Origin of the sequence: Paenibacillus germinis (assembly GCF_013141785.1) — a bacterium.
Classification (GTDB): domain Bacteria; phylum Bacillota; class Bacilli; order Paenibacillales; family NBRC-103111; genus Paenibacillus_E; species Paenibacillus_E phytorum.
The window spans coordinates 646434-669171 of record NZ_WHOC01000019.1 but is presented as its reverse complement, the minus strand read 5'-3'; the positions used below and the strand labels follow the sequence as shown (position 1 = coordinate 669171).

The window sequence follows — 22738 nt, the reverse complement described above, 5'->3', positions numbered from 1 at the left end:
TAGATAGATAGATAGATAGATACGGAGCATATGACATGTTTAGGAAGGAGATGAGTTATGCGAATTTTACACACAGCCGATTGGCACTTCGGTCGAACACTCGAAGGGCGCAGTCGGTTAGAGGAACAGACGGCTTTCATGGATGAGCTTGTCCAGATTGTGCAAGATCAAGCCATCGATTTGGTTCTGATCGCAGGAGACATCTATGATAGCGTAAATCCTCCCGCTGCTGCGGAACAGCTTTTCTATGAAGGCATTGCCAGGTTGGCTGACGGCGGTAAGCGCCAAGTGGCCATTATCTCCGGCAACCATGATCATCCGGATCGGCTTGCAGCATCAGGTCCGCTTGCGGCTAAACAAGGGATCACGATTATTGGTTTACCTGTCCCTGACATTCAGTCAATTGGTGTTGCTAGAACAGGTGAGTTGGCACGCTTGATTGCGCTACCGTACCCATCGGAATCGCGACTCAAGGAGCTGTTATCGGATGTTGCCGAGGAGGAAGTACTGCGCAGCAAATATTCCGAACGTGTAGGTGCACTTATTCGTAAACAAGCGGCTTCTTTTGAAGCCGGCACGGTGAATCTGATCATGAGCCATTTGTACGTACTAGGCGGTCATGAAACGGAATCGGAGCGACCAATCCAAGTAGGAGGCGCCTACACGGTGGATACCAATGCTCTGACGGCTGGAGCGCAATATGTTGCGCTTGGCCATTTGCATAGACCGCAAAATGTGAAAGCAGCTTCTCCTATCCGTTATTGTGGCTCTCCTATCGCCTACAGCTTCTCAGAAGCGGGTCAAGCGAAGTCGGTCACAGTTCTCGATCTAGCTCCGGGACAAGTGGCCGAGCCTAAGGAGATTTTTCTGACTTCAGGCCGCCCTCTTGTAAGTTGGAAAGCCAAAGAAGGAATTGGGCAAGTACATCAATGGCTTGATGAACAACGTGATGCTTCTGCATGGATCGACTTGGAAGTCACGATGACTGAAGCCATGTCCATTGAACAAATTCAGTCGCTGCGCAAAGCATATGAAGGCTTCATACATATTCGGCCAATTTACCCGGAGATGGAGGCTGTTCGGACCGTCGTATCCAGATCTGATCTGTCGATGGAGGAGCACTTCTCGCGCTTCTACTCTCGTCAAACAGGTGGTGCGCAGCCTGAACCTGAATTGGTTCGGTTGTTTTTGGAGCTGCTGCAGGAGAAGGATTTGGCGGATGCTGCTGGGGAGTAGGTTTGGGAGCCAGACTCTCTCTGGTTACTCTCTCGTTCTTTCTTCCACGAGCTGGGAGAAGTAGCTGCGTTTTGTGCATCTATTTCACGCGAAACGGCAATAAATGTGAGTTTTGATGCAAAAAGTGCAGCTAAAATCGTCAAATTTACTCTAAAAGCTTCAGTTTAGAAGAATTTGATGTAGTTTTTGCATCTGCGATCCGAGAAACTAGCCTCTGTTAGAAAATTTGCAGCAGTTTTTGCAGGTTTTTAGCTGGAGTGAATGAGTCTAAGACAAATTTGATGAGTTGCTTTCGGATCCTTTTAGTTGCTGCAGATTGGTTGTAGGAAAAGAAACGTTTTGTACCCAATAAGTGCTTGTGGATAACTTGAAAAACTTAAGCTGTTTGTTATGTTAACCAAGGAAAAAAACAGATGATACAATCATATACAAGCGATTCTAGTGCTTTTATGAAAGGAGGACAAGCGTATGCGTCCAATCCAGTTGCAGATGTCCGGGCTTCAGAGTTATCGGGAATTGCAGACGATCGATTTTAGCCAATTAGTGGATGCCGGCGTGTTTGGTATATTTGGACCAACGGGCAGCGGGAAATCATCCATTCTAGACGCGATCACGCTATCGTTATATGGCAAAGTGGAAAGAGCTAGCGGAGGCACGCAAGCGATTATGAATCATGCGGAGCAGACGCTGTTCGTTTCTTTTACGTTTGAGCTGACGAATGCGGCTGGCACTGAGCGTTATCGTGTCGAACGGCAATTCAAACGTGGAGCGGAGATGTCCATAAACGGGACCATTACTCGGCTTTTACATATCAAAGGGATCGAGACCATTGTACTTGCGGATAAAGCGGGTGAGGTGAATCAGCAGGTACAGCATATTTTGGGTTTGTCTATGCAGGACTTTACGAGAGCTGTCGTGCTGCCGCAAGGGAAATTCGCAGAATTTCTGACGTTGACCGGCAAGGATCGTAGGCAAATGCTGCAGAGGCTATTTCACCTTGAGCAGTATGGGGACCATTTGAGCGCGAAGGTTAGTTCCAAAGTGAAAGAAACAGACAGCACAGTAAAGCAGCTTGCTGCAGAGCAGCAGGGGCTTGGTGATGCTTCAGAAAGAGCGCTAGAAGAGGCCAATGCCAGACTTCTGGAAGCAGAACAAGAAGCGGTTCGAAGCCGTCTTCATTTGGAACAACAAGAGAAGTCTTACGACGAGCATAAGCAGGTGTTTCAGTGGCAGAGTGAGAAAGAAGCGCTGGAACAAGAAACTCAAAAGCAGCAGGAACAAGAGGCGTTAATCCTCGAGAAGGAGCTGCTTCTTCAAAAAGCAGAGCAGGCCGAAAAGGTGAGACCCTATTTGGAGCAGCATGCTTTGGCAGCCAAAGATGTGTTGACAGGGAAAACGCAGCTTGAGATTGCAACAGCTTCACAACAGACAGCGGAAACATCGTATCAGCAAGCAGGTCACAAATTTGAACATGCACAGCAAGAGTTGGCTTTACAGGAAGGGCCGCTTTTATTGCGCTTGGACCAACTGCAGCAGGCTCTAGTCATTCAGCACGAGCTTGAACAAGTTCAAAGTCAAATCCAAACCACTCAGAATCAAGAAGCTGAAGTCAAGGCGACTTTAAGTCATTTGCAGGCTGAAGTGAGTAAAAACATAGAAACAAAACAAAAAGCAATCCTTAAACAAACCGAGCTTAAAGATCAACTGAAATTGGTGGAGACCAATTCTGTATCCAGACAGCTGTTACAATCTGCGTCTCAAGAAAAGAAGGCAATTGAACTTCTCCAAGCCCAAGAGGTTGAAGCAAAGAAGGCCAGAGAAGAAAAAGCTGGAGCTTACTCGGTAGTGGAACAAAGTCAATTGCAATTGGCAGCCAAGCAGCAAGCCCTTCAGGTTAAATTGTCAGGATGGCTGAAGGAGTTGCAGGAAACTGGTATAGAGGTTAACTTCCAAAATACAGCATTTACCAAGTTCGTTCCTGCTTTACAAGCTTACAAAGAGAGACAGAAGTTGTATTGGAAAACGCAAGAGCGACATGCATTGGCGGCGATTCTTGCCAGTGAGCTTGTGGATGGGGATCACTGTCCTGTATGCGGTGCGACAGAGCATCCGTTAAAGCAGCATAGCGAAGTACCACATGAAACTGCCTATGATCTGGAGGCAAATGAAGAACGGCTTCGACAAGTAGAAGAGCTGATTCAGCTTGCAAAAGAGCATCAATTCACTGGGCAGCAGCTGCTGCGTAGATTGGCTTCTGTCCATCGGCAGGCAGTTGATTTGGCGGCAGTTCTAGCTTCATCCGATCAGGAACAAGTTGAATTGGCCAGCGAACAGTCCTCTATAGCATGGGGCGAGGCAGCTGCTGGGAAAGAAGAAGGAGCTATTGCCAATCTTGGGGAGCTTCATGAAGATATAAGTTTTGAGGCTTTGCGTGAGGAATGGAATGGGTTGAAAATGACTTTGGATTCCTGTATTTCCCAGTCTGAAGAACTTGAACATTCTTTCCAAAGTCTACAGAAAGAGCATGCACTGCTTACACAACAATTCGTGCAAGCAGGTGCTCAAGTACAAGCGGCTTCGAGCTTATTATCGGAAGCGGATAGCAGGTTAACTTCAATAACAACAACGCTAGGTGAGCAGTTAAAAGGTTGGCAGGATCGTCATGCGGAGCTTTCTTGGATAGACGTGGACCAGCAGCTTGAACAGCTTCTTGCCAATGAGCGATTGGCTGAGGAGCTTCGCGGCCGAATTGAAAAGAGCATCCCGTTTTTGGACGAACTAAACGGGAAGATCGACGAGCTCCAGCGCGTCGCAGTGGAGCAGGATCGTGCTGCCCTGCAGCTGCATGAACGGCTGCAGGGCTTGGCGCAGCTCGCCGCCGACAAGTCGCGGCAGCTCGCTTTGCGCGCGCCCGGCGCTGCTGTGCCGCAGCTCATCGCGGAGGCGACCTCCGCGCTAGAACAGCTGCGGCAGCTCGCGCAGCAGACCAAGCTCGCGCACGCTGCTGCGCAGCGCGAGCAGCTCCTGGCGGCGCAGCGCTACAGCGCCGCCGCAGAGGCCGCCGCCGCCGCCGCGCGGCAGCTGGCGCAGACCGAGCGCGCGCTGCACGGCGCGCTCACGGATAACGGTTTCGCGTCGCGCGAAGCCGCAGAAGCCGCGGCGCTGGCGCCCGAGCAGCGCCGCCAGTGGGCGCAGCTCGCGGCTGAGCACCGCGAGCGCGAGCAGGCGCTGCGCGCCCAGCTGGCGCAGCTGGCAGCGAAGCTGCAGGGCCGCGTGCTGAGCGCGGACGAGTGGACGCAGTCGCAGTTGCAGCTGAGCTCCGCGAAAGCGGCCGCCGAGGCCGCGCTCGAGACGCGGGCCAAGGCGGCGCAGGGCGCGAGCGAGCTCGCTACGCGGCACGCGCGGTGGTGCGAGCTTGAGGCGCGTCGTGCCGAACAGGCGACGCAGCTGGAACGGCTTGGCAAGCTGCAAGCCGTGCTTAAAGCCAATGCCTTCGTCGAATACCTCGCCGAAGAGCAGCTCATGCAAGTTAGCCGCGCAGCTTCGGAGCGGCTAAGTGAATTAACGCGTCGGCGCTATGCGATTGAGGTCGACTCTGGAGGAGGTTTCGTCATCCGTGACGATGCCAACGGCGGGGTAAAGCGCCCAGTAAGCACCCTGTCGGGCGGTGAAACATTCCTTACCTCGCTGGCGTTAGCGCTCGCGCTTTCAGCACAGATCCAGCTGAAAGGGGAATATCCGCTGGAATTCTTCTTCCTCGATGAGGGCTTCGGTACGCTCGACCAAGAGCTGCTGGACATGGTCATTGGTGCGCTAGAGAAGCTTCATATGGACAGTCTAGCCGTGGGCGTCATTTCCCACGTTCCAGAGCTCCGTGCTCGTCTAGCTCGTAAATTAATCGTCCTCCCAGCAGAGCCATCTGGACGCGGGAGCCGCATTGTCGTTGAGGAACTGTAGCTTCTTCTTGTATATTGCTCCGAATTTACTTAGGAAGGTGAACATTTGTTAACTTTCGAAAGACAAAATAATAAGTTTAATTTTAGAGTTGCAGGGATTGCTATCCATAACAACAAGATCCTCCTACATACAACCCCAGAACATGATTACTGGGTTTTACCTGGAGGACGTGTGGAATTTAATGAATCAACTAGTGACGGAATCGTGAGAGAAATACTAGAGGAACTAGGCGTCTTATCACACGTGGAGCGTCTTTGTTATGTGCATGAATTAATATTTACAGAAAATGGCAATAATTTTCATGAGCTCGGATTTTATTATTTGATTTCATTACCAGGGAATAACGAGATCATGAATAAGGAATCTGAATTTTATGGGATTGAAGACGGTGGCAGGTTGATTTTTAGGTGGTTTTCATTTGATGAATTAAATCAAATTGAGGTGTACCCCGAATTTATCAAAAGAGATATTCATGTTCTATTGACTTCTGAAATCATAAAGCATGAAGTGACAAATGAATCATAAGCCACAGAGAATGTAGCATTGTATTCACAAATCAATATCCTATTCAAGGCTAACGACGCTCCAATTCGTTAGCCTTTTTTGCATCCTCCAAATCATCTTTAGGTGAAGTCATCAAACCGATTCGTACAAGTTGGCATACACTGCAACATCTTTAGGGAAGAGGAGAATGTGAATGGCTACATTTAATGAGGCGCTAAAACATAAGAACAGAATTTCCCCCGTTTTACTAAAAAGATCCGAGGTCATGGCAGTTGGTGTTGGCTATGCTGATCCCAGTAAACCGTCACTCGGAGCAGGCGTTATTGTTTATACGCATCAAAAAACCGTCCCCTCCAGTCTGAGCAGCCTAAAAGGAATGGTTGCCAAAGCAGGCAAGGCTGTTCCCGTTCGTTTTGTGCCTTCTGGGATGTTTAAAACGAGTGTCTCATCTTCTAAACCAAAAGCCATCAGGCCAACATTGTTTCGCAATAGAATTCGTCCCGTCCCCGGGGGAGTAAGTATTGGTAAACCGGATCCATTCTCCACAGGAACAGCAGGCGTCATAGTGATTAAAAACAACCAGCTTTATATTCTGAGCAACAACCATGTTCTCATTAAAAACAACTCCACAGCCTTCTCAGCAACCGTGCAACCAGGGCCAGCGGATGCAGCAATTGCCGGTAATACCATAGGGAGAGCCTTTCAATTCGTGAGATTGCGCCCAGGTGCAGTCAATTTCCAAGATTCAGCGATAGCCCTGCCGTTCTCAAATAGCTTATTGAATCCAAGATACTTAGTCAGTGCATCGGGGCAGTTAGTTACAGTTCCTGGTCACTTATTAAGCTACCCTGTGGGTCTTCAGGTGTTTAAATCGGGTCGTACAACTGGGTTTGTCAGAGGAAGAGTAGAAGCCAATAATGTGGATGTACGTGTTTCTTATGGAGGAACTTTAGGGACATTATTGTTCCGAAATCAATCGGTTATTCGTGGGAATACAGGACCTGTTTCGCTCCCTGGTGATTCCGGTTCCGTATGGCTTCGCGCATCGGATCGCTTTGCAGCGGCGCTCAATTTCGCGGGTACAGCGGATGGCCTCCGTTCGATTAGTAATCCAATTGGTACAGTTATGTCCACGTACGGGTTACGCATTGCCATTCCAGCCCCAGGTGGAACTTTCAAAGCCGGTGCGATTAAAGGGATTGCTCCGCGAGGCAACTATGCATACGTTCAGCAATTAACAGATGAACAACGTAAACGTACTCGCGCTGTACTAGTTAAGTCCTCGAAGTAAATACTGTCATTTCATCCGAAACCAATGAGTTTACTCACATTGGTTTTTTTATTTTTCGACAAAATGCTACTTTATTCCATCCGAAACGTATTAGTTAAGGACATAAAAAACTTACAGAGGGTCGAAGGGAGTCACCTTATCTTGAAAATCACTAAAAAAAGAATCGGAATTATGACGTTGGCTGTAGGAATCATAGCAGCTAGCCTAGCAAGTGCGCCGGCGCCTGCTCGTGCAGACATCGTATGGGATCACTGGCAGCAAGCAGAGTCACTTCGTGCAAGTGGGAATAAAGATGAGGCTGTGCCGCATTGGAAATTCCTAGCTAATCATTATGCAAGTGCTGGAGAATGGGAGAATGCAGCTTTATTTAACGGAAACTTGGCCGCCTATTACGATACACTCGGTGATTACGATCAAGCGATTAGCTATTACGAGTCCGAAAACGAATATTGGGTGAAAGCAGGAAAGGATTGGGGGGCTGTTAAGCTGCAGCGTGCTGATCAAATTCGAACAACGGTTGAATTGTATAGACAGGATCGTAATGAAACGACGGTACAACAGTTAGCCTTGCCTAAGAACAGCCAATTGGCCAAGTTTGAACCTACATATGGCACTTATCTAGGGATATACTCGGAGCAGGATCCCAAGGTAGGTAATATTTTTACGAAGATGGAAACTGTTTATGGTAAAAAACACGCGATTTATTTGGCTTATGCACACTGGGGCCAAGGATTCCCTGCTACCTATGCGAAGAGAGCTAAAGATGCAGGTGGCGCTTTACAAATTGCGTGGGAGCCTGACGATGGCTTAGATCCGGTGACAGACGGCACCTATTTGCGCAAATGGGCACAAGATGCCAAGGCGGCAGGAATCCCAATCTTCTTGCGTTTTGCAGGGGAGATGAATGGCGCTTGGGTCAAATGGCATGGTAATCCAGCCCAATATATTGCTAAATTCCGTATGCTGCACGATGTATTCGCTGCTGAAGCTCCGAATGTCGCGATGGTTTGGAGTCCTGGTGATGTACCAGCGAATGATATTGACCCTTATTATCCGGGAGATGCTTATGTAGACTGGGTTGGGGTTAGCTTATATATTGAGCCTTATGAAAACGGGGATCCGTCTCTGCCTTCCATGATTTCTACGAGTAGTGTTGAGAGGTTAACGAGACTTTACAACACCTATTCGGACCGTAAACCGTTAATGTTAAGTGAAACGGGAGTCCCGCATTATGCGCACTCGGCAGGCGAAGACTTCACGGAATGGGCGAAGCTTAATCTGCAGCGTTTATATGAGATTATGCCTTATAAATATCCAAGATTGAAGGCAATCACTTACTTTAATGTCGATCAAAAGATGGAAAACGCGAAAAACGACTATTCACTTTCCACTTCATCTGAGATCCAAAATTACTACAGCAAATTAATTGCTAATCCTTATTTGTTATCCAAGGTAACGGACGCAGCAAAACCTACTGATCGTATTGGTTATGTACCCGTAGATGCGAATCATCAGGCTTTTACGAAAAAAACCAAGTTAATTCCCTTTGTTAAAATACCTGACGTTTACATTGGTAAAGTAGAGTATATCTTAAACGGACAAGTGATTGCTTCTCAAACAGATCTGCCTTACGGTCTTGAGCTGCGAGCTGGGGATGTTCCAGAGGGTTCCGTCATTCAGATCAGGGTTTATAATAAAGCCGGTAAACAAACAGCTTTGCGTACCTTCGGTTTATCCTCACAAGTATCTGTTGAAATTGATGGGAATGAGCAGAAATTTGAGCAAGCGCCTGTCATTGTAAAAGGATCAACATTAACGCCACTGCGTGCGATTTTCGAAGCAATGGGTGCAACCGTTGATTATGAGGCAGCAACTAGAACAGTTACAGCCAAAAAAGGAAGTACAACGTTGCGCCTAACTCTTGATCAGAAAACAGTGTATGTGAACGGCAAGGCTGTGCAGTTAGATGAGCCAGCTCAGCTAGTGAATGGTTATACACTTGCACCTGCTCGATTTGTTGGGGAAACATTTGGCGGCAAAGTCGCTTGGGATGGCACAAGCAGAACGGTTACCATAACAACTAAATAGAAGAATGACTTCATGAAAAGAAGCTGTTCCATCGCCTGATAAGATAGTCAGAGCGTTGGAGCAGCTTTTTTTCTATAAAGTAGACTATAGTATCAGTCATTGTTGTACTTTATACAACATACGTCTTGGGCGTAAGTCACTTGGCATCAGCCTTGACAAACACGCTCGTCAAGGAAGGAATATGCCGTTTTCTTCATATAAGTTTCATCGCATATTGATGGATTTTCCAAGCCCCATTTACACGTTTTAGAACATAAGTGAACTGAGCGTCATGGGTGCCTGATAGGATGTATAAAGCCTTAAAACTTAATGTCTCTGAATCTTCAAGTTTGAGCTCCTGATTTTTAACTTCTTTGACTTCACCAAATGGTTTAAGATCAAGTGAACTGCTGGAAAGAAGATGGTGAATTCCTGATTGGGGTGCGTGTATGGCAAGTATTTCTTTGGCTTTGGCTTCGGTGAAAGACTGCATAAGCCACTCTTGAAGTTGATCTTTTTGTGCAGGGCTAATTCGTTTGAAATGAAATGAACCTAAGCTTTTGGTGAATTGATTGTTAACTTGCTTGAACCAATCTTGCATGAGTTGAAGTGATTCAGCATCCGTCTCTTTGCCAGCATCCAAAGCGAGTGGAGACAAAGGGAAAGTTTGAAGCGTTTTATTAAATTCAGTTTGTACGATTTCCGTGGCAGGGGGTGGCGTAGTTTCCACCTTGTTAATATGGTTAACTTCCGCGACATCGGAAACTCCTTCGAGGATGTCAGCGTAAACCGAAAAGTATTTATGGATGACGATTGTTGCACGGCCCGTAGAACCTGGAATCCCGAATCTAATCTGATCTTCGGATTTAGGTATATGCAGAATCATTCTGTTGGAATGTCCTTTAAAAACTAGAGGTTGAGGTAATCCAAAGGAGGATTCCTCATCTGCAATAAACACTATTTGATTGCTATTGTAATCTGCATCCTCGTAGTTAACCATAAACGAACCGGATATTATTGCCTCACTTTCCATGGTGTAGGCAACAGATCCTTTACCGTAAGTTTCTTGCTGCTTATCCGTGATTTTCCACGCGGCTACTTGATCTCCGATACGAATAGATGCAGGATCATACCAACGCATCGTTGGTTTTAAGTCGATTGGAACAACTGGGGTTGGCGAGCTTGAACGAACAGGATCTGAGTTTGTTGGTATCGTTGTACTAGGCGGGATAGTTGCTGCAGGATTCGATGGTTTAGGGGGAGGCTGCAGTGTTATGTTCAAAACAAACAGGATAATTGCAATTGCAATGATGATCCCCGCATATAACTTCAAACTTCGCTTAACTTTCATACGAAAAGCACCCCCAACAGATGTTCATTCACTATTGATTAGACGGCTGACGCTGCATGAAGTTGCACCGAATTCGCACCGAATTCGCCCATTTCAAATAGACATTAAAAATAATTTAGTTAAACGCGTAACTGATAAATCAATTTAATGGTAAAAAGATAGCGCTCTCATATTGTAATATGGGCAATTGTGTCATATAATCTAGTTAAACGTGTAACTAACTAAAGAGGGTTGAGGAATGAAGAAACCAACAATTAAAGATGTAGCCAAAGTCGCAGGCGTATCAGCAGCCGCAGTGTCCTATGCATTAAACGGCAGGACGGATAAAGTCTCCAATGAGACGATCGAGCGCATTAAGAAAATTATTGAAACCTTAAACTACATACCGGATTTCTCAGCGAGAAGTTTAGTCAAAAACCAATCCAAGTTGATTGGCATCGTGATTCCACAGACAGAATCCCACAAGCAGCTTATACTTGAAAACCCTTTCTACAGCGAAATGATAAGTGGAATTGAAGGCAAGCTTCGCGAGTATGGGTACCACCTCTTGTTATCTGGAGTTAACCAAGGGGAAAGTTATCTGGATTTATCCGTGCAACGTAATCTGGATGGTGCCATTATGATGGGTATTTATCCCGAACAGTTTTATGACGGCTTTAAGAAGATTAATATTCCGATTGTCCTGATCGACAGTTACATTAACGACAGTTATTTCAAGCGAATCGGCATTGATGACGAATACGGCGGATATTTGGCGACGAAGTACCTGATCGATAAGGGTCACTCCAACATTGGACTCGTGACCGGAGCGATTCGTAAAGACGGTGTTGTCGAGAAGCGTTTCCTCGGCTACAAACGCGCGATTCGTGAAGCGAATTTCTTTTATAACCCAGACTATGTATTTGAAGAATCTATGAGCTATGAGCATGGTATGGCAGCAGGACAGCTCATTGCAAACAAGTTTCCCGAAATCACCGCTGTATTTGCTACGGGGGACATGGTTGCATTCGGAGCGATTCGGAGTTTGATGGACATGGGTAAAAAAGTCCCTGAAGACATCTCGGTCATTGGCTTTGATGATATCACGATGTCGAAGATGTTTATCCCGCCTTTAACAACAATCCGGCAAAATATTACTGAAAAAGGCGCTATTGCCGCCGAACACCTCATCAACATGATTCAAGGCGGTGTGGAGCAAGAAGCGAATGAAATCATGCTGCCGCTAACGATTGTGGAGAGAGCAACCGTTAGAGCCAAGGAATAATTAACACGTAGGAATCGGAAAAGGAGAACGTCATGGTCGGACAAAAAAGATTTTCCAAAGCAGTTGTCATTATCGGATTTTTATTACCAAGTTTAGCGGGTTTGTTTCTGTTCCAACTCATCCCGATGCTTTCATCTGCTGTCATCTCCTTTACGAATTGGGATTTGTTAACCCCGGCGAAGTTCGTTGGGGTGGATAATTACACCGAAGCTTTGCAGGACGAGAAAACGCTTACATCATTGAAGAACATTCTTCAATACATCCTTGGTTACTTGCCCTCTGTTCTTGCTTTTGGTTTACTGTTCGCGGTTTTACTAAATAGGAAGCTAAGAGGTATTAAGCTTTATCGGATCTTCATCTTTGTACCCGTCATCACCTCGTGGGTAGCTGTTTCCATCGTTTGGCGCTGGCTTCTGAATGGACAGAGCGGACTCATTAACTACCTGCTTTCACTAATCGGAATTCAAGGACCTGTTTGGCTGCAGGACTTTGTATGGGCGATGCCCTCCATTATCGCGGTAAGTGTATGGAAGGATATCGGCTATGTGACCGTCATACTTCTTGCGGGGCTGCAGGATATTTCGGAGGATTATTACGAAGCGGCGACGATTGATGGCGCAGGCGGGTTTGGGCAGTTTTTCCGTGTAACGCTGCCGCTGCTCACGCCTAGCATCTTTTTCGTACTTGTCATATCACTCATTAATGGGTTCCAGCTCTTTGATCAGGTACTAGTTATGACGGGTGGCGGTCCTGCTGGTCAAACGAGCACGCTTGTGCAGCAAATTTATGGGAATGCTTTTCAAAGCTATAAAATGGGCTTTGCCTCTGCGCAATCATGGATCTTATTCGTCATTATTTTCGCCGTCACCATCGTTCAGCAGCAGCTTCAGAAAAGGTGGGTTACCTATGACAGATAAATATATGCCATATCGGAACTTGCTTTCACACCTCATTTTGATTGTGGCGGCTGTCGTTCTCATGTTTCCTTTCGTCTGGATGCTGTCGGGTTCCTTTAAGGATAACTTGGAAGTCGTCAGAATGCCGCCTAATTTAATTCCCGATACATTTAAATTCAGCAACTACGTCGAGATTACGAAATACTTTCCGATTTATCGCTTTTTGGGCAACAGTGTAGGCGTTTCCTTAGTGACGACGGCAGCTCAGATCGTTGTGTGTGCGATGGCTGCATTTGTTTTTGCTAAAATACCGTTCCGAGGCAGGGAAACTCTTTTCGTTCTCTATTTGATCACGATGATGATTCCTATGCAGGTGACGATGACGCCGCTCTTTATCGTGTTTCAGAAACTGCACTTGACGAATACATATCTCGGTCTCATTTTGCCAGGAATCTTCAGTGCTTACGGGACTTTCCTGCTTCGACAACACATCATGACCATTCCTGATCCGTTGATTGAGGCGGCAAGAATGGATGGAGCTTCTTATTTGAGGGTGTTTATGAGTATCATTCTTCCGCTTAGTAAACCTGCTTTAGCAACGCTAGCCATTTTTGCTTTCATGGCTTCGTGGAACAATTTTTTATGGCCGCTAATTATTACGAGCGATAAGGAGTTGATGACACTTCCGATTGGACTAAGCAAGCTGCAGGGCAGATGGGCGACGGAGTGGAACATTTTGATGGCGGGGAATGTGATCAGCTTTATACCGATTTTCATTGTGTTTTTGTTCGCATCGAAATACTTCATTAAGGGAATGACCATGAGTGGCGTTAAAGGATAATGAGAGGGGTGATGGAAGCCGTTTGAGATGTAAGTGATAAAAAAATGACAAAGGTAAGTTAACTGAAGAAAATTCATAAGAAGAGAGGGTTTAAAGATGGTTACTAAAAAAACAGGTTGGGTCGTTGCGTTAAGTGTGGTTGTTTCTCTTGCAGCTACGGGGTGTGGAACGGATACGAAAAAAGAAACAACGTCAACGCCAAAACAAGAGCCGACGGCTGCTGCAACGGCAGCGGCAACACCAGAGACAAAGAAAGAACCAGTTACCCTCAAGTTCATGCAGTATACCGCAAGCGGTTCGCAAGAGCAGACGCTCGGCGATATGGTGAAAGCATTCGAGTCGGCCAATCCAGACGTGAAAGTCAAAGTGGATATCGTCGATTACAATAACTACTACACGAAGCTCAATACACAGCTCGCATCGGGGGATGCGCCTGACGTATTTGAGGTCGGCTACGAAAACTTCGTCTCTTATGCAGCCAAAAATACACTAAAAGACTTGACGCCGATCATTGCGAAAGACACGACGTTCAAGCCGGAAATCTACAAAGGTCTAGCCTATGACTCTTTCAAATATAGCGGTAAGCAATACGGAGTCGTAGAGTCATTTTCAGACGTAGTTCTTTTCTATAATAAGGACTTGTTTGACAAAAAGCAAGTTGAGTATCCGAAGGCGGATTGGACGTGGAAGCAGGAGCTGGAAGCGGCTCAAAAGCTCACCGACGCCAAAAGCGGTGTATGGGGAACCTACTCGCCAATTCAATTCTATGAGTTTTACAAAACAATTGCTCAGAACGGCGGAGGTATCTGGAGTGCAGATGGCAAACCTACTGTAAACAGTAAAGAAAATATAGAAGCCTTGAACTGGATGTTGGATAAAGCGAAAAAGTATAAAGTGTCTCCAGCGCTCAACGATGATACTTTTAACCAGCCAGATGCTGACTTAAACGCATTTAAAGCGGGTAAGCTTGCTATGCTGCGTGGCGGAATTTGGAACTTTGGCCGCTTTGCGGATGCCCCGTTCAAATGGGATATTGCACTGGAGCCTGGGAATACGAAGAAAGCACATCATTTCTTTGCGGATGGCCTTGTTGTTTCTGAAAAAACGAAAAATGCCGAAGCAGCTTGGAAGTTTATCAAATTCATGTCCTCCGATCCTTCCGTTGTTAGCAAACGGATTGAGAAGGGCTGGAGTGTACCTGCTGTTTCTGATGAAAAAGTCATGGAGGCTTATTTCAAACAAACGCCGCCAGCTTCGAAGAAAATCGTGCTTGAAGCATTGAATTCGCTTGTACTTACGCCAGTAGGTCCAATTCCGGACAAATGGAACGACTTGACTAAAGCAATTGGCGACGAGCTGGATAAAGCGAAATTGAAATCCGATTATACAGCGGAAAAAGCACTAAATGAAGCGCAAGCAAAGATTGAAAAACTAGTAACTAAATAGCGTAGTGCTGACATAGAGTCGGCAGGGAAGGGGCATTGTTGCGGCAACGGCCCCTTTCTCATTCATACACGTATGGAGTAGGAGGATTTATGGTGCAAACAGTAGATTCAAATCAGAATGTTACTTACTTTTTAGATGAACATACAGGTCAGGTTACGATCTCAGGGCAGCTTGCCACTTTTAGAGATATTGCTTTTTTGAGTTATGCACTTATTCAGCGAGGTGAATCGGAGCGTGCATTACCTGTGCTGCGTTTGATGAGCAGCGATCAATTTAAGGGACAGTTGGCGCTGACAGATGTGGCGCTTCGGATATGGGCTTTCGGAGAATATCTGAAGGTAACGGAAGATCAGGATTTTAGGTTGGAAACAGAAGGGATCATCGAGGAAGCCACCTTACTTCTAGATACCCATTGGCAGAAACCGCAGCCTCATTGGCTGCAGCGTGGAAGCGAAGGGATTTATTTGAGTCATTTGGCGATGTACTTCGCTGCGGTTCAAGCCAATATTCAGAACGGAGTTGGCGAGCGGGGTGTGCGGTTACTGAAGGCGATCCGTGAGCTTGTCTTTGCTAGCTTCATTAAAGAGGGCCGAGTTGTCAGTGAACTAGGTGACACAGCGATTCATGGGGATATCCTCACAGCGGCGATTCCATTCGGTATGCTGGGTATTGAAGACCGTATTCTGATCGAAGCATTGTATAAACTGGAAGAAACACTTGTTAGAAAAGGTGTAAGATTCAAAGCTGGCGACACCTTTTATGGAGGCTGTGAGCGATCTGATCTTACCTGTCTTTTGGCGTGGTACTACGCTAAAAAAGGGGACACGGTTCGGGCGAAAGAACTGCTCGCTCAAGTGGAGTTGCATCAGAAGGAATATTTGAAGCTGTATGAGGTAGACGCTTTTACAGCCAAAGAGCCATTATTGCTCACTTATTGGCGTGAACATGCAGGGGAGCCACCCGTCAGTACATGGGGGGGCGTACTGTTGGAGCTTGCTCAGGCTGCGCTTGTTTCCGGTGATGTCCGCAGTGACAGCTTGGACAGCGTCTCTCTGGTGCATCAACCGACGGGTTACGATGACCCTTATGTCATCCTGCCTTACGAGCGGTTCCCCCGTCATCCCGAAGCAGGCGATTCGGTGCTGGTACGCCTCTTGGCTCAGCCTTTTCAAGCGAGTCAGGTCGTGACCGTGCAGGCCGCCGTGGGTGGCATTCCGGCTGCCGAAGCCGTGACCGCCGTCATGAAAGTGACGGACGGCGGGGAAAAGGTCTGGGAAGCGCAGCTTGGCCATTACCTTGCAGGTGACGAGGTCAGCTATGCCTTTGCGCTTCAAACCGGAAGCAAGTCGCTGAGTTCAGCGACTTACAGCTTTAAAGTGCGGGCATGGACGGCGCTGGAGCGCGTCCATGCTATGTACGAGACGACGGATGGCTTCGTCGTCGAATTGGCTTACGGTGCGGTGGACACTTGCACCGCACAGCTGTCTTTCCGCGCCGACGCGAGCGGCGCGATCAAGCTGACGTTCGCCGCAGACGGCGAACGCTTGCAGGGCGCGCCGGTACGGCGGGCGGCGCTGGATATTGGACGCGCACGGCTGGAAGCCGAGGTGCGCGGTGGCAAGCTTGCGCTCGCGCTGCGCAGCACGGAGGGCGTGCTGATGGAGGGCTTCGCCGCCGAAGGGAAGCCGCTTATCGAGGCATTAACCGATGGCACGGGGTGCCTGCATAAGCTTCGATTGAACTTGCAAACGAGGCCGGAGCATCGCTGGTTCGGCATGGGGGAACGTTTTTCCCATTATGAATATTCGGGTCATGAAGTCGATCAATATGTGTACAATCAGTACCGGGATCAAGGACTGAAGACGTACATGCCGGTTCCTTTTGCCATATCCTCAGGTGGATATGCGATCTTCGTGGATACGGCGCTTTATTCGACTTTCCGTTTTCATACACGATTATCTGATCTTGTTGAAGTAGAAGCGGATGTGTCGCAGGCAAATCAACAGCTGGTTGCGTATTTATTTGCGGAGGAGCCGCTCACGATGGTCGGACAGTTCACCCATCTATCGGGCAAACCTGTATTGCCGCCGAAGTGGTCGTTTGGACCATGGATGTCCAGCAATAACTGGGATTCCCAGGCAGATGTTTTGAAACAGGCCGAGTTAACGGCGAAGTATCAAATCCCGTCCACTGTGCTAGTTATCGAGCAATGGAGTGACGAAGCGACGTTCTATATTTTTAACGATGCGCAGTACAATGTCAAAGACGGTAACGAACCATTTCACTATGATGAGTTCCAGTTCCCGGAATGGGGCCGTTGGCCGAATCCGAAGGGAATGGTCGAAGAGCTGCATGAGCAGGGTTTGAAGGTGCTTTTATGGCAAATACCCATTCATAAACATATGTATGGCGTTACTCACGGTCAGCGCGATCAGGATGAAATTACACTCCTGGAGCAAGGTTACTGTGTGAAAACGGCCGATGGGGAGCCGTACACATTGCCTTATAACTGGTTTAAGGATTGCCATATTCTTGACTTTACGAATCCAGAAGCGGCGAAATGGTGGTTTAATAAACGCCAATACCTCGCAGATGAGATCGGTGTGGATGGCTTTAAAACAGATGGCGGCGAATTCGTCTTCGGTCACGATCTGCAGTTCTATGATGGCTCTACCGGCCGCGAAATGCGCAATTTGTATCCGAATTTGTATGTGGGCAGCTATTACGATTTCATCCAGCAGTATGCCAAAGATGGAGGCATTACCTTTAGCCGGGCGGGCTACACCGGAGCGCAGCGGTACCCGATGCACTGGGCTGGCGACGAGCGTTCGACCTTCCAGGCCTTCCGTTCCTCGATGATTGCCGGGTTATCCAGCAGTATGTCGGGCATCCCGTTCTGGGGCTGGGATCTGGGTGGCTTTCATGGGGACATTCCGACGGCGGAGCTGTTTATAAGATCCACACAAATGGCAGCTTTTTGCCCAGTGATGCAGTATCATGCTGAAACGAAAGGCGAGTTCAATCAAGACCGAACGCCGTGGAACATCGCTGAACGAACAAATCAGCCGCTTGTCATCGATTTATACAAAAGGTACGCAGACATTCGAATGAACCTCTTGCCTTACATCTATGATCAAGCGATCCGTACCAGTCGAACAGGGCTGCCTATGATGCGTGCAATGTCCCTTCAATTCCCTACTGATCCGCATTGTACCGAAATGATTAGTGAGTACATGTTCGGAGAAAGCTTGCTGGTTGCTCCCGTTACGGAGGAGGGCCATGGTGCTAAAGAGATTTATTTCCCGGAAGGGTCATGGTTATCTTTGTTCGATCAAGATGAGGTCCAAGGTCCTTGCCTAATGAAAGTTGCTGCACCTTTGGAAACGATCCCTGTTTATCAGAAACAGGATAGTATCATTGCGCTCAATCTCGCTGAGAATTATTCACTTGGTGATCATGTGGGCAATAGCGTAAACCGTTATGAGCATTTATGTTTCCGAGTTTATGTTGTGGGTGAACTGCAGGCAGAGTTTGAGGATGACCTAGGCAATCGTGTGAACATTTCAGCAAAAAGAGTCAGTGGTCAGATTCGTTTGCACTGGTCAAGCAGTCTTAGTCATAATCAAGCAATAACCTTTATTTTACATCAACCAGAAGGTGTATCCATCGTTTCAAATTCAGAAACGGAACTCTCACCAGTCGATCGTGTGGAACTACTGCTTCCGGGTCATTATTTGATTAGCCAAAAGAATCTACTCATTACTGTCTCGGAATCGGCAGGAAGTCTGGTGATAGCGCAGTGATTTTGTTCGGGTTCCCTCACTGTGGAGATCACTCAAAGTCGTACCTTACTTGGAGCAGAGGATTACCCGCTCGTGTTAGGTTCCAACATATTGAACTGAGTCAAGCCCGATTATCCATGCGCGAGGTTTCCTCTGAACTGTGGGAGCAAGCTCTGCACGAGACCTGTCAATACGTCAAGCAGCAGCTGATGCCTAGTGAAGAATATGTGTTTATCGGCCACTGCTGGGGCAGCTTGCTTGCCTTTGAGGCCAGTCATCGCTTGAAAGCAGAAGGCATTGCTGAGCCAAGGCACTTATTTCTATCTGGCTGCAGCGCCCCGCATCTTCTTCGGCCTCGAAGTGTACTGAATCGCATGCAGGAGGATGCACCTGAGATTGGCTGCCTGCCTGTGGAGGAATATCGTGGTCAGGTCAATAGAGAGCCACTTCGTGCTAGGTTCAGTGTTTTTACAGGTAAGAAGGATGAACATGCGCTAGTTGATCATCTGTCGGAGTGGAGCCGTTATACCGCGAAAATATGCGATGTGCACGTTTGTGAAGGCGATCATCACTACTGGCAATCGGATTCAAACAAATGGCTGCAGCTCGCACAGACGATTGTAGAAAGGGAATATCTGATGTAAGCAAACGGCGGTCACGATTATATAGGATTCGTGGCCGCCCAATATTGAAAGGGGGGATGCTTGGAGCGGCGCATACATGGCGAGGAATAACAGTAGTGGAGCCTCTAAGTCATTCGTGTTTAGCAAACAAATTTCGGTACGAAAGGGGAAACGTTTATGTATGTAAGGAATTTATCGGTACCATTCCGATTTTCTCTCTCTTGTTTGCTCTGTTTCTGTCTCTTCGTCCCACCTATTTATGCCATTGATGGTGTTCATCATGCGCCATACGGCATCGATGATCTGTACGAGATTCAGGCAACGGAGCGGAGTCCAAGAGATCCCGTTGCTGGCGACACCGTGTATATCAAAATAACAACGTGGCCCATAGAATCTGGTCAAACGGCTTGGGTGACCTGGACGAAAAATGGTGTCAATCAAGCTGCTGTCGGAGCAGCTTACAAATACAACAGCGGGAACAACACTTACTGGGAAGCGAACCTTGGCACTTTTGCAAAAGGGGATGTGATCAGTTATACCGTTCATGGCAACAAGGATGGCGCGAATGAGAAGACTAGTGGACCTTTTACTTTTACGGTAACTGGATGGGAATCCATTAGCAGTGTCAGCTCCATAACGAATAATACGAACCGTGTTGTGCTGAATGCGGTGCCGAATACAGGCACTTTGACGCCGAAGATCAACCTGTCTTTTTCAGCGGACGATGTACTCCGTGTTCAGGTTTCTCCAACTGGAACAGGAACGTTAAGCAGTGGACTTAGCAATTACACGGTTTCAGATACCGCATCAACCACTTGGCTTACTACCTCTAAGCTGAAGGTGAAGGTGGATAAGTATCCTTTCAAACTTAGTGTGTATAAGCCTGATGGAACGACGTTGATTGCCCGTCAATATGACAGCACCACGAATCGTAACATAGCCTGGCTAACCAATGGCAGTACCATCGTCAACAAGGTAGAAGATCATTTCTATTCGCCGACTTCAGAGGAGTTTTTTGGCTTTGGCGAGCATTACAACAACTTCCGTAAACGCGGAAATGATGTGGACACCTACGTGTTCAATCAGTATAAGAATCAAAATGACCGAACCTACATGGCAATTCCTTTTATGCTTAACAGCAGCGGATATGGCATTTTCGTAAATTCAACGTATTATTCCAAATTTCGATTGGCAACCGAACGCACCGATATGTTCAGCTTTACGGCTGATACAGGGGGTAGTGCTGCCTCGACACTGGATTATTATTTCATTTACGGAAATGATTTGAAAAATGTTGTGGGTAACTACGCTAACATTACCGGTAAGCCAACCGCGCTGCCGAAATGGGCTTTCGGGTTATGGATGTCAGCTAACGAGTGGGATCGTCAATCCAAGGTGACTACAGCCATTAATAACGCGAATACCAACAATATTCCGGCAACGGCAGTTGTGCTTGAACAGTGGAGTGATGAGAACACGTTTTACATTTTCAATGATGCCACGTATACCCCAAAAACGGGCAGCGCTGCGCATGCCTACACCGATTTCACTTTCCCGACAACAGGGAAATGGACGGATCCAAAAGCTATGGCGGACAATGTGCATAACAATGGGATGAAATTGGTGCTCTGGCAGGTCCCTATTCAGAAATGGACTTCAACGCCTTATACCCAGAAAGATAATGACGAAGCTTATATGACTGCTCAGAATTATGCTGTGGGCAACGGCAGTGGAGGTCAGTACCGGATACCAACAGGACAATGGTTCGAGAACAGTTTGCTGCTCGATTTTACAAATACGACCGCGAAAAACTGGTGGATGTCTAAACGCGCTTATCTGTTTGATGGTGTAGGAATTGACGGCTTCAAAACAGATGGCGGTGAAATGGTATGGGGTCGCTCGAATACCTTCGCAAACGGTAAGAAAGGAGATGAAATGCGCAATCAATACCCAAATGAGTATGTGAAGGCATATAACGAGTACGCACGCTCGAAGAAAGCCGATGCGGTCTCCTTCAGTCGATCAGGCACACAAGGCGCGCAGGCGAATCAGATTTTCTGGTCCGGTGACCAAGAGTCGACCTTTGGTGCTTTTCAACAGGCTGTGAACGCAGGGCTCACAGCAAGTATGTCTGGCGTTCCTTATTGGAGTTGGGATATGGCAGGCTTCACAGGCACTTATCCAACGGCAGAGTTGTATAAACGAGCTACCGAAATGGCCGCTTTTGCACCGGTCATGCAGTTTCATTCCGAGTCTAACGGCAGCTCCGGTATTAACGAGGAGCGCTCGCCATGGAACGCACAAGCGCGTACAGGCGACAATACGATCATTAGTCATTTTGCCAAATATACGAATACACGTATGAATTTACTTCCGTATATTTATAGCGAGGCAAAGAAATCAAGTGATACTGGCGTTCCGATGATGCGCGCCATGGCGCTTGAATATGGGGCAGACACGAACACGTACGGTTTGACGCAGCAATATATGTTCGGGGGAAATTTGCTCGTTGCTCCTGTCATGAATCAGGGAGAAACAAACAAGAGTATTTATCTTCCGCAGGGGGATTGGATCGATTTCTGGTTCGGTGCTCAGCGTCCTGGCGGTCGAACAATCAGCTACAATGCCGGGATAGATGATCTACCGGTTTTTGTGAAGTCCGGCAGCATATTTCCGTTGAATTTGAACGCGCAATATCAGGTAGGTGGGACCATTGGCAACAGCTTGACGAGCTACACCAACCTCTCATTCCGCATTTATCCGCTTGGTACTACAACGTATGACTGGAATGATGATATAGGCGGTTCGGTGAAAATCATAACGTCTACAGAGCAATATGGGTTGAATAAAGAAACAGTCACTGTTCCAGCAATTAATTCTACGAAGACATTGCAAGTGTATACGACTAAGCCTTCCTCTGTAACGGTGGTTGGTTCTGCGATGACAGAGTACAGTACATTAACCGCCTTAATCGGAGCATCGACAGGCTGGTATTACGACTCAGTACAGAAATTCACTTACGTAAAGCTTGGTTCAAGTGCATCTGCTCAATCTGTTGTACTAAATGGCGTCAATAAGGTGGAATATGAAGCTGAGTTCGGAACGCAAAGCGGCGTAACTACGAACACGAACCATACGGGTTATACAGGTACTGGATTTGTAGACGGCTTTGAGACTCTGGGAGACAATGTCATCTTCGATGTTTCTGTCAAAGCCGCAGGTACTTATACGATGAAGGTTCGCTATTCATCCGGAGCAGGCAATGGCTCAAGAGCCATTTATGTGAATAACACGAAAGTGACGGACCTTGCTTTACCGCAAACAACAAACTGGGATACATGGGGGACGGCTACGGTTAGCGTCTCGCTGAGTGCTGGTCTCAACACGGTGAAAGTCAGCTATGATGGTACCAGTTCACTTGGCATTAATCTCGATAACATCGCGATTGTAGAGCAATAAAAAGTAGGGAGGGCAAGTCCC

Annotated in this window: 13 protein-coding genes; 12 read left to right on the top strand and 1 reads right to left on the bottom strand. The window is 47.2% G+C overall.

The features are described 5' to 3' along the window. Positions 1-57: 57 nt before the first annotated feature. The 5 genes from GC102_RS05460 (at position 58) to GC102_RS05440 (ending at position 9076) form a co-directional block, all read left to right on the top strand. Positions 58-1236 (top strand): exonuclease SbcCD subunit D, encoded by a 1179-nt coding sequence (locus GC102_RS05460; protein ID WP_171688507.1) that lies wholly within the window; start codon positions 58-60, stop codon positions 1234-1236. A 468-nt stretch (positions 1237-1704) separates the two neighbouring features. Then, a complete protein-coding gene (locus GC102_RS05455; RefSeq protein ID WP_171688506.1) occupies positions 1705-5193 on the top strand; it encodes an SbcC/MukB-like Walker B domain-containing protein in 3489 nt (1162 codons plus the stop codon). 45 nt (positions 5194-5238) lie between these two features. Continuing rightward, on the top strand, positions 5239-5718 hold the full coding sequence (locus GC102_RS05450; protein WP_171688505.1) for an NUDIX hydrolase: 480 nt from the start codon (positions 5239-5241) through the stop codon (positions 5716-5718). A gap of 172 nt (positions 5719-5890) precedes the next feature. Further along, entirely contained in the window at positions 5891-6988 is a 1098-nt protein-coding gene (locus GC102_RS05445; RefSeq protein WP_246320725.1) for a chymotrypsin family serine protease, read from the top strand. 141 nt (positions 6989-7129) lie between these two features. Further along, positions 7130-9076 carry a stalk domain-containing protein gene (locus tag GC102_RS05440; protein WP_246320724.1) on the top strand — a complete coding sequence of 649 codons (1947 nt, stop codon included), beginning with the start codon at positions 7130-7132 and terminating at the stop codon, positions 9074-9076. A 193-nt stretch (positions 9077-9269) separates the two neighbouring features. On the opposite strand, the gene GC102_RS05435 is transcribed toward GC102_RS05440, so the two are convergent. Next, positions 9270-10406, bottom strand: coding sequence for a hypothetical protein (locus tag GC102_RS05435; RefSeq protein WP_171688504.1), 1137 nt, complete (start codon positions 10404-10406; stop codon positions 9270-9272). A 238-nt stretch (positions 10407-10644) separates the two neighbouring features. Here GC102_RS05435 and GC102_RS05430 point away from each other — a divergent pair, with 238 nt between their 5' ends. The 7 genes from GC102_RS05430 (at position 10645) to GC102_RS05400 (ending at position 22717) form a co-directional block, all read left to right on the top strand. Then, complete coding sequence (locus GC102_RS05430; protein ID WP_171648252.1) at positions 10645-11670, top strand: LacI family DNA-binding transcriptional regulator; 1026 nt, start codon at positions 10645-10647, stop codon at positions 11668-11670. Positions 11671-11702: 32 nt separating this feature from the next. Further along, a complete protein-coding gene (locus tag GC102_RS05425) occupies positions 11703-12587 on the top strand; it encodes a carbohydrate ABC transporter permease (RefSeq protein ID WP_171688503.1) in 885 nt (294 codons plus the stop codon). After that, a complete protein-coding gene (locus GC102_RS05420) occupies positions 12577-13407 on the top strand; it encodes a carbohydrate ABC transporter permease (RefSeq protein WP_171648256.1) in 831 nt (276 codons plus the stop codon). Before GC102_RS05425 ends, GC102_RS05420 begins: the two co-directional genes overlap by 11 nt. 96 nt (positions 13408-13503) lie before the next feature. After that, on the top strand, positions 13504-14853 hold the full coding sequence (locus GC102_RS05415; RefSeq protein WP_171688502.1) for an ABC transporter substrate-binding protein: 1350 nt from the start codon (positions 13504-13506) through the stop codon (positions 14851-14853). Positions 14854-14942: 89 nt separating this feature from the next. Further along, positions 14943-18656 carry a glycoside hydrolase family 31 protein gene (locus GC102_RS05410; RefSeq protein ID WP_171688501.1) on the top strand — a complete coding sequence of 1238 codons (3714 nt, stop codon included), beginning with the start codon at positions 14943-14945 and terminating at the stop codon, positions 18654-18656. After that, positions 18653-19279: a thioesterase II family protein gene (locus GC102_RS05405; protein ID WP_171688500.1), complete on the top strand. Its 627-nt coding sequence runs from the start codon at positions 18653-18655 to the stop codon at positions 19277-19279. The genes GC102_RS05410 and GC102_RS05405 overlap by 4 nt, the downstream gene beginning before the upstream one ends. 156 nt (positions 19280-19435) lie before the next feature. Beyond that, positions 19436-22717 carry a TIM-barrel domain-containing protein gene (locus GC102_RS05400; protein WP_171688499.1) on the top strand — a complete coding sequence of 1094 codons (3282 nt, stop codon included), beginning with the start codon at positions 19436-19438 and terminating at the stop codon, positions 22715-22717. Positions 22718-22738: the final 21 nt, after the last annotated feature.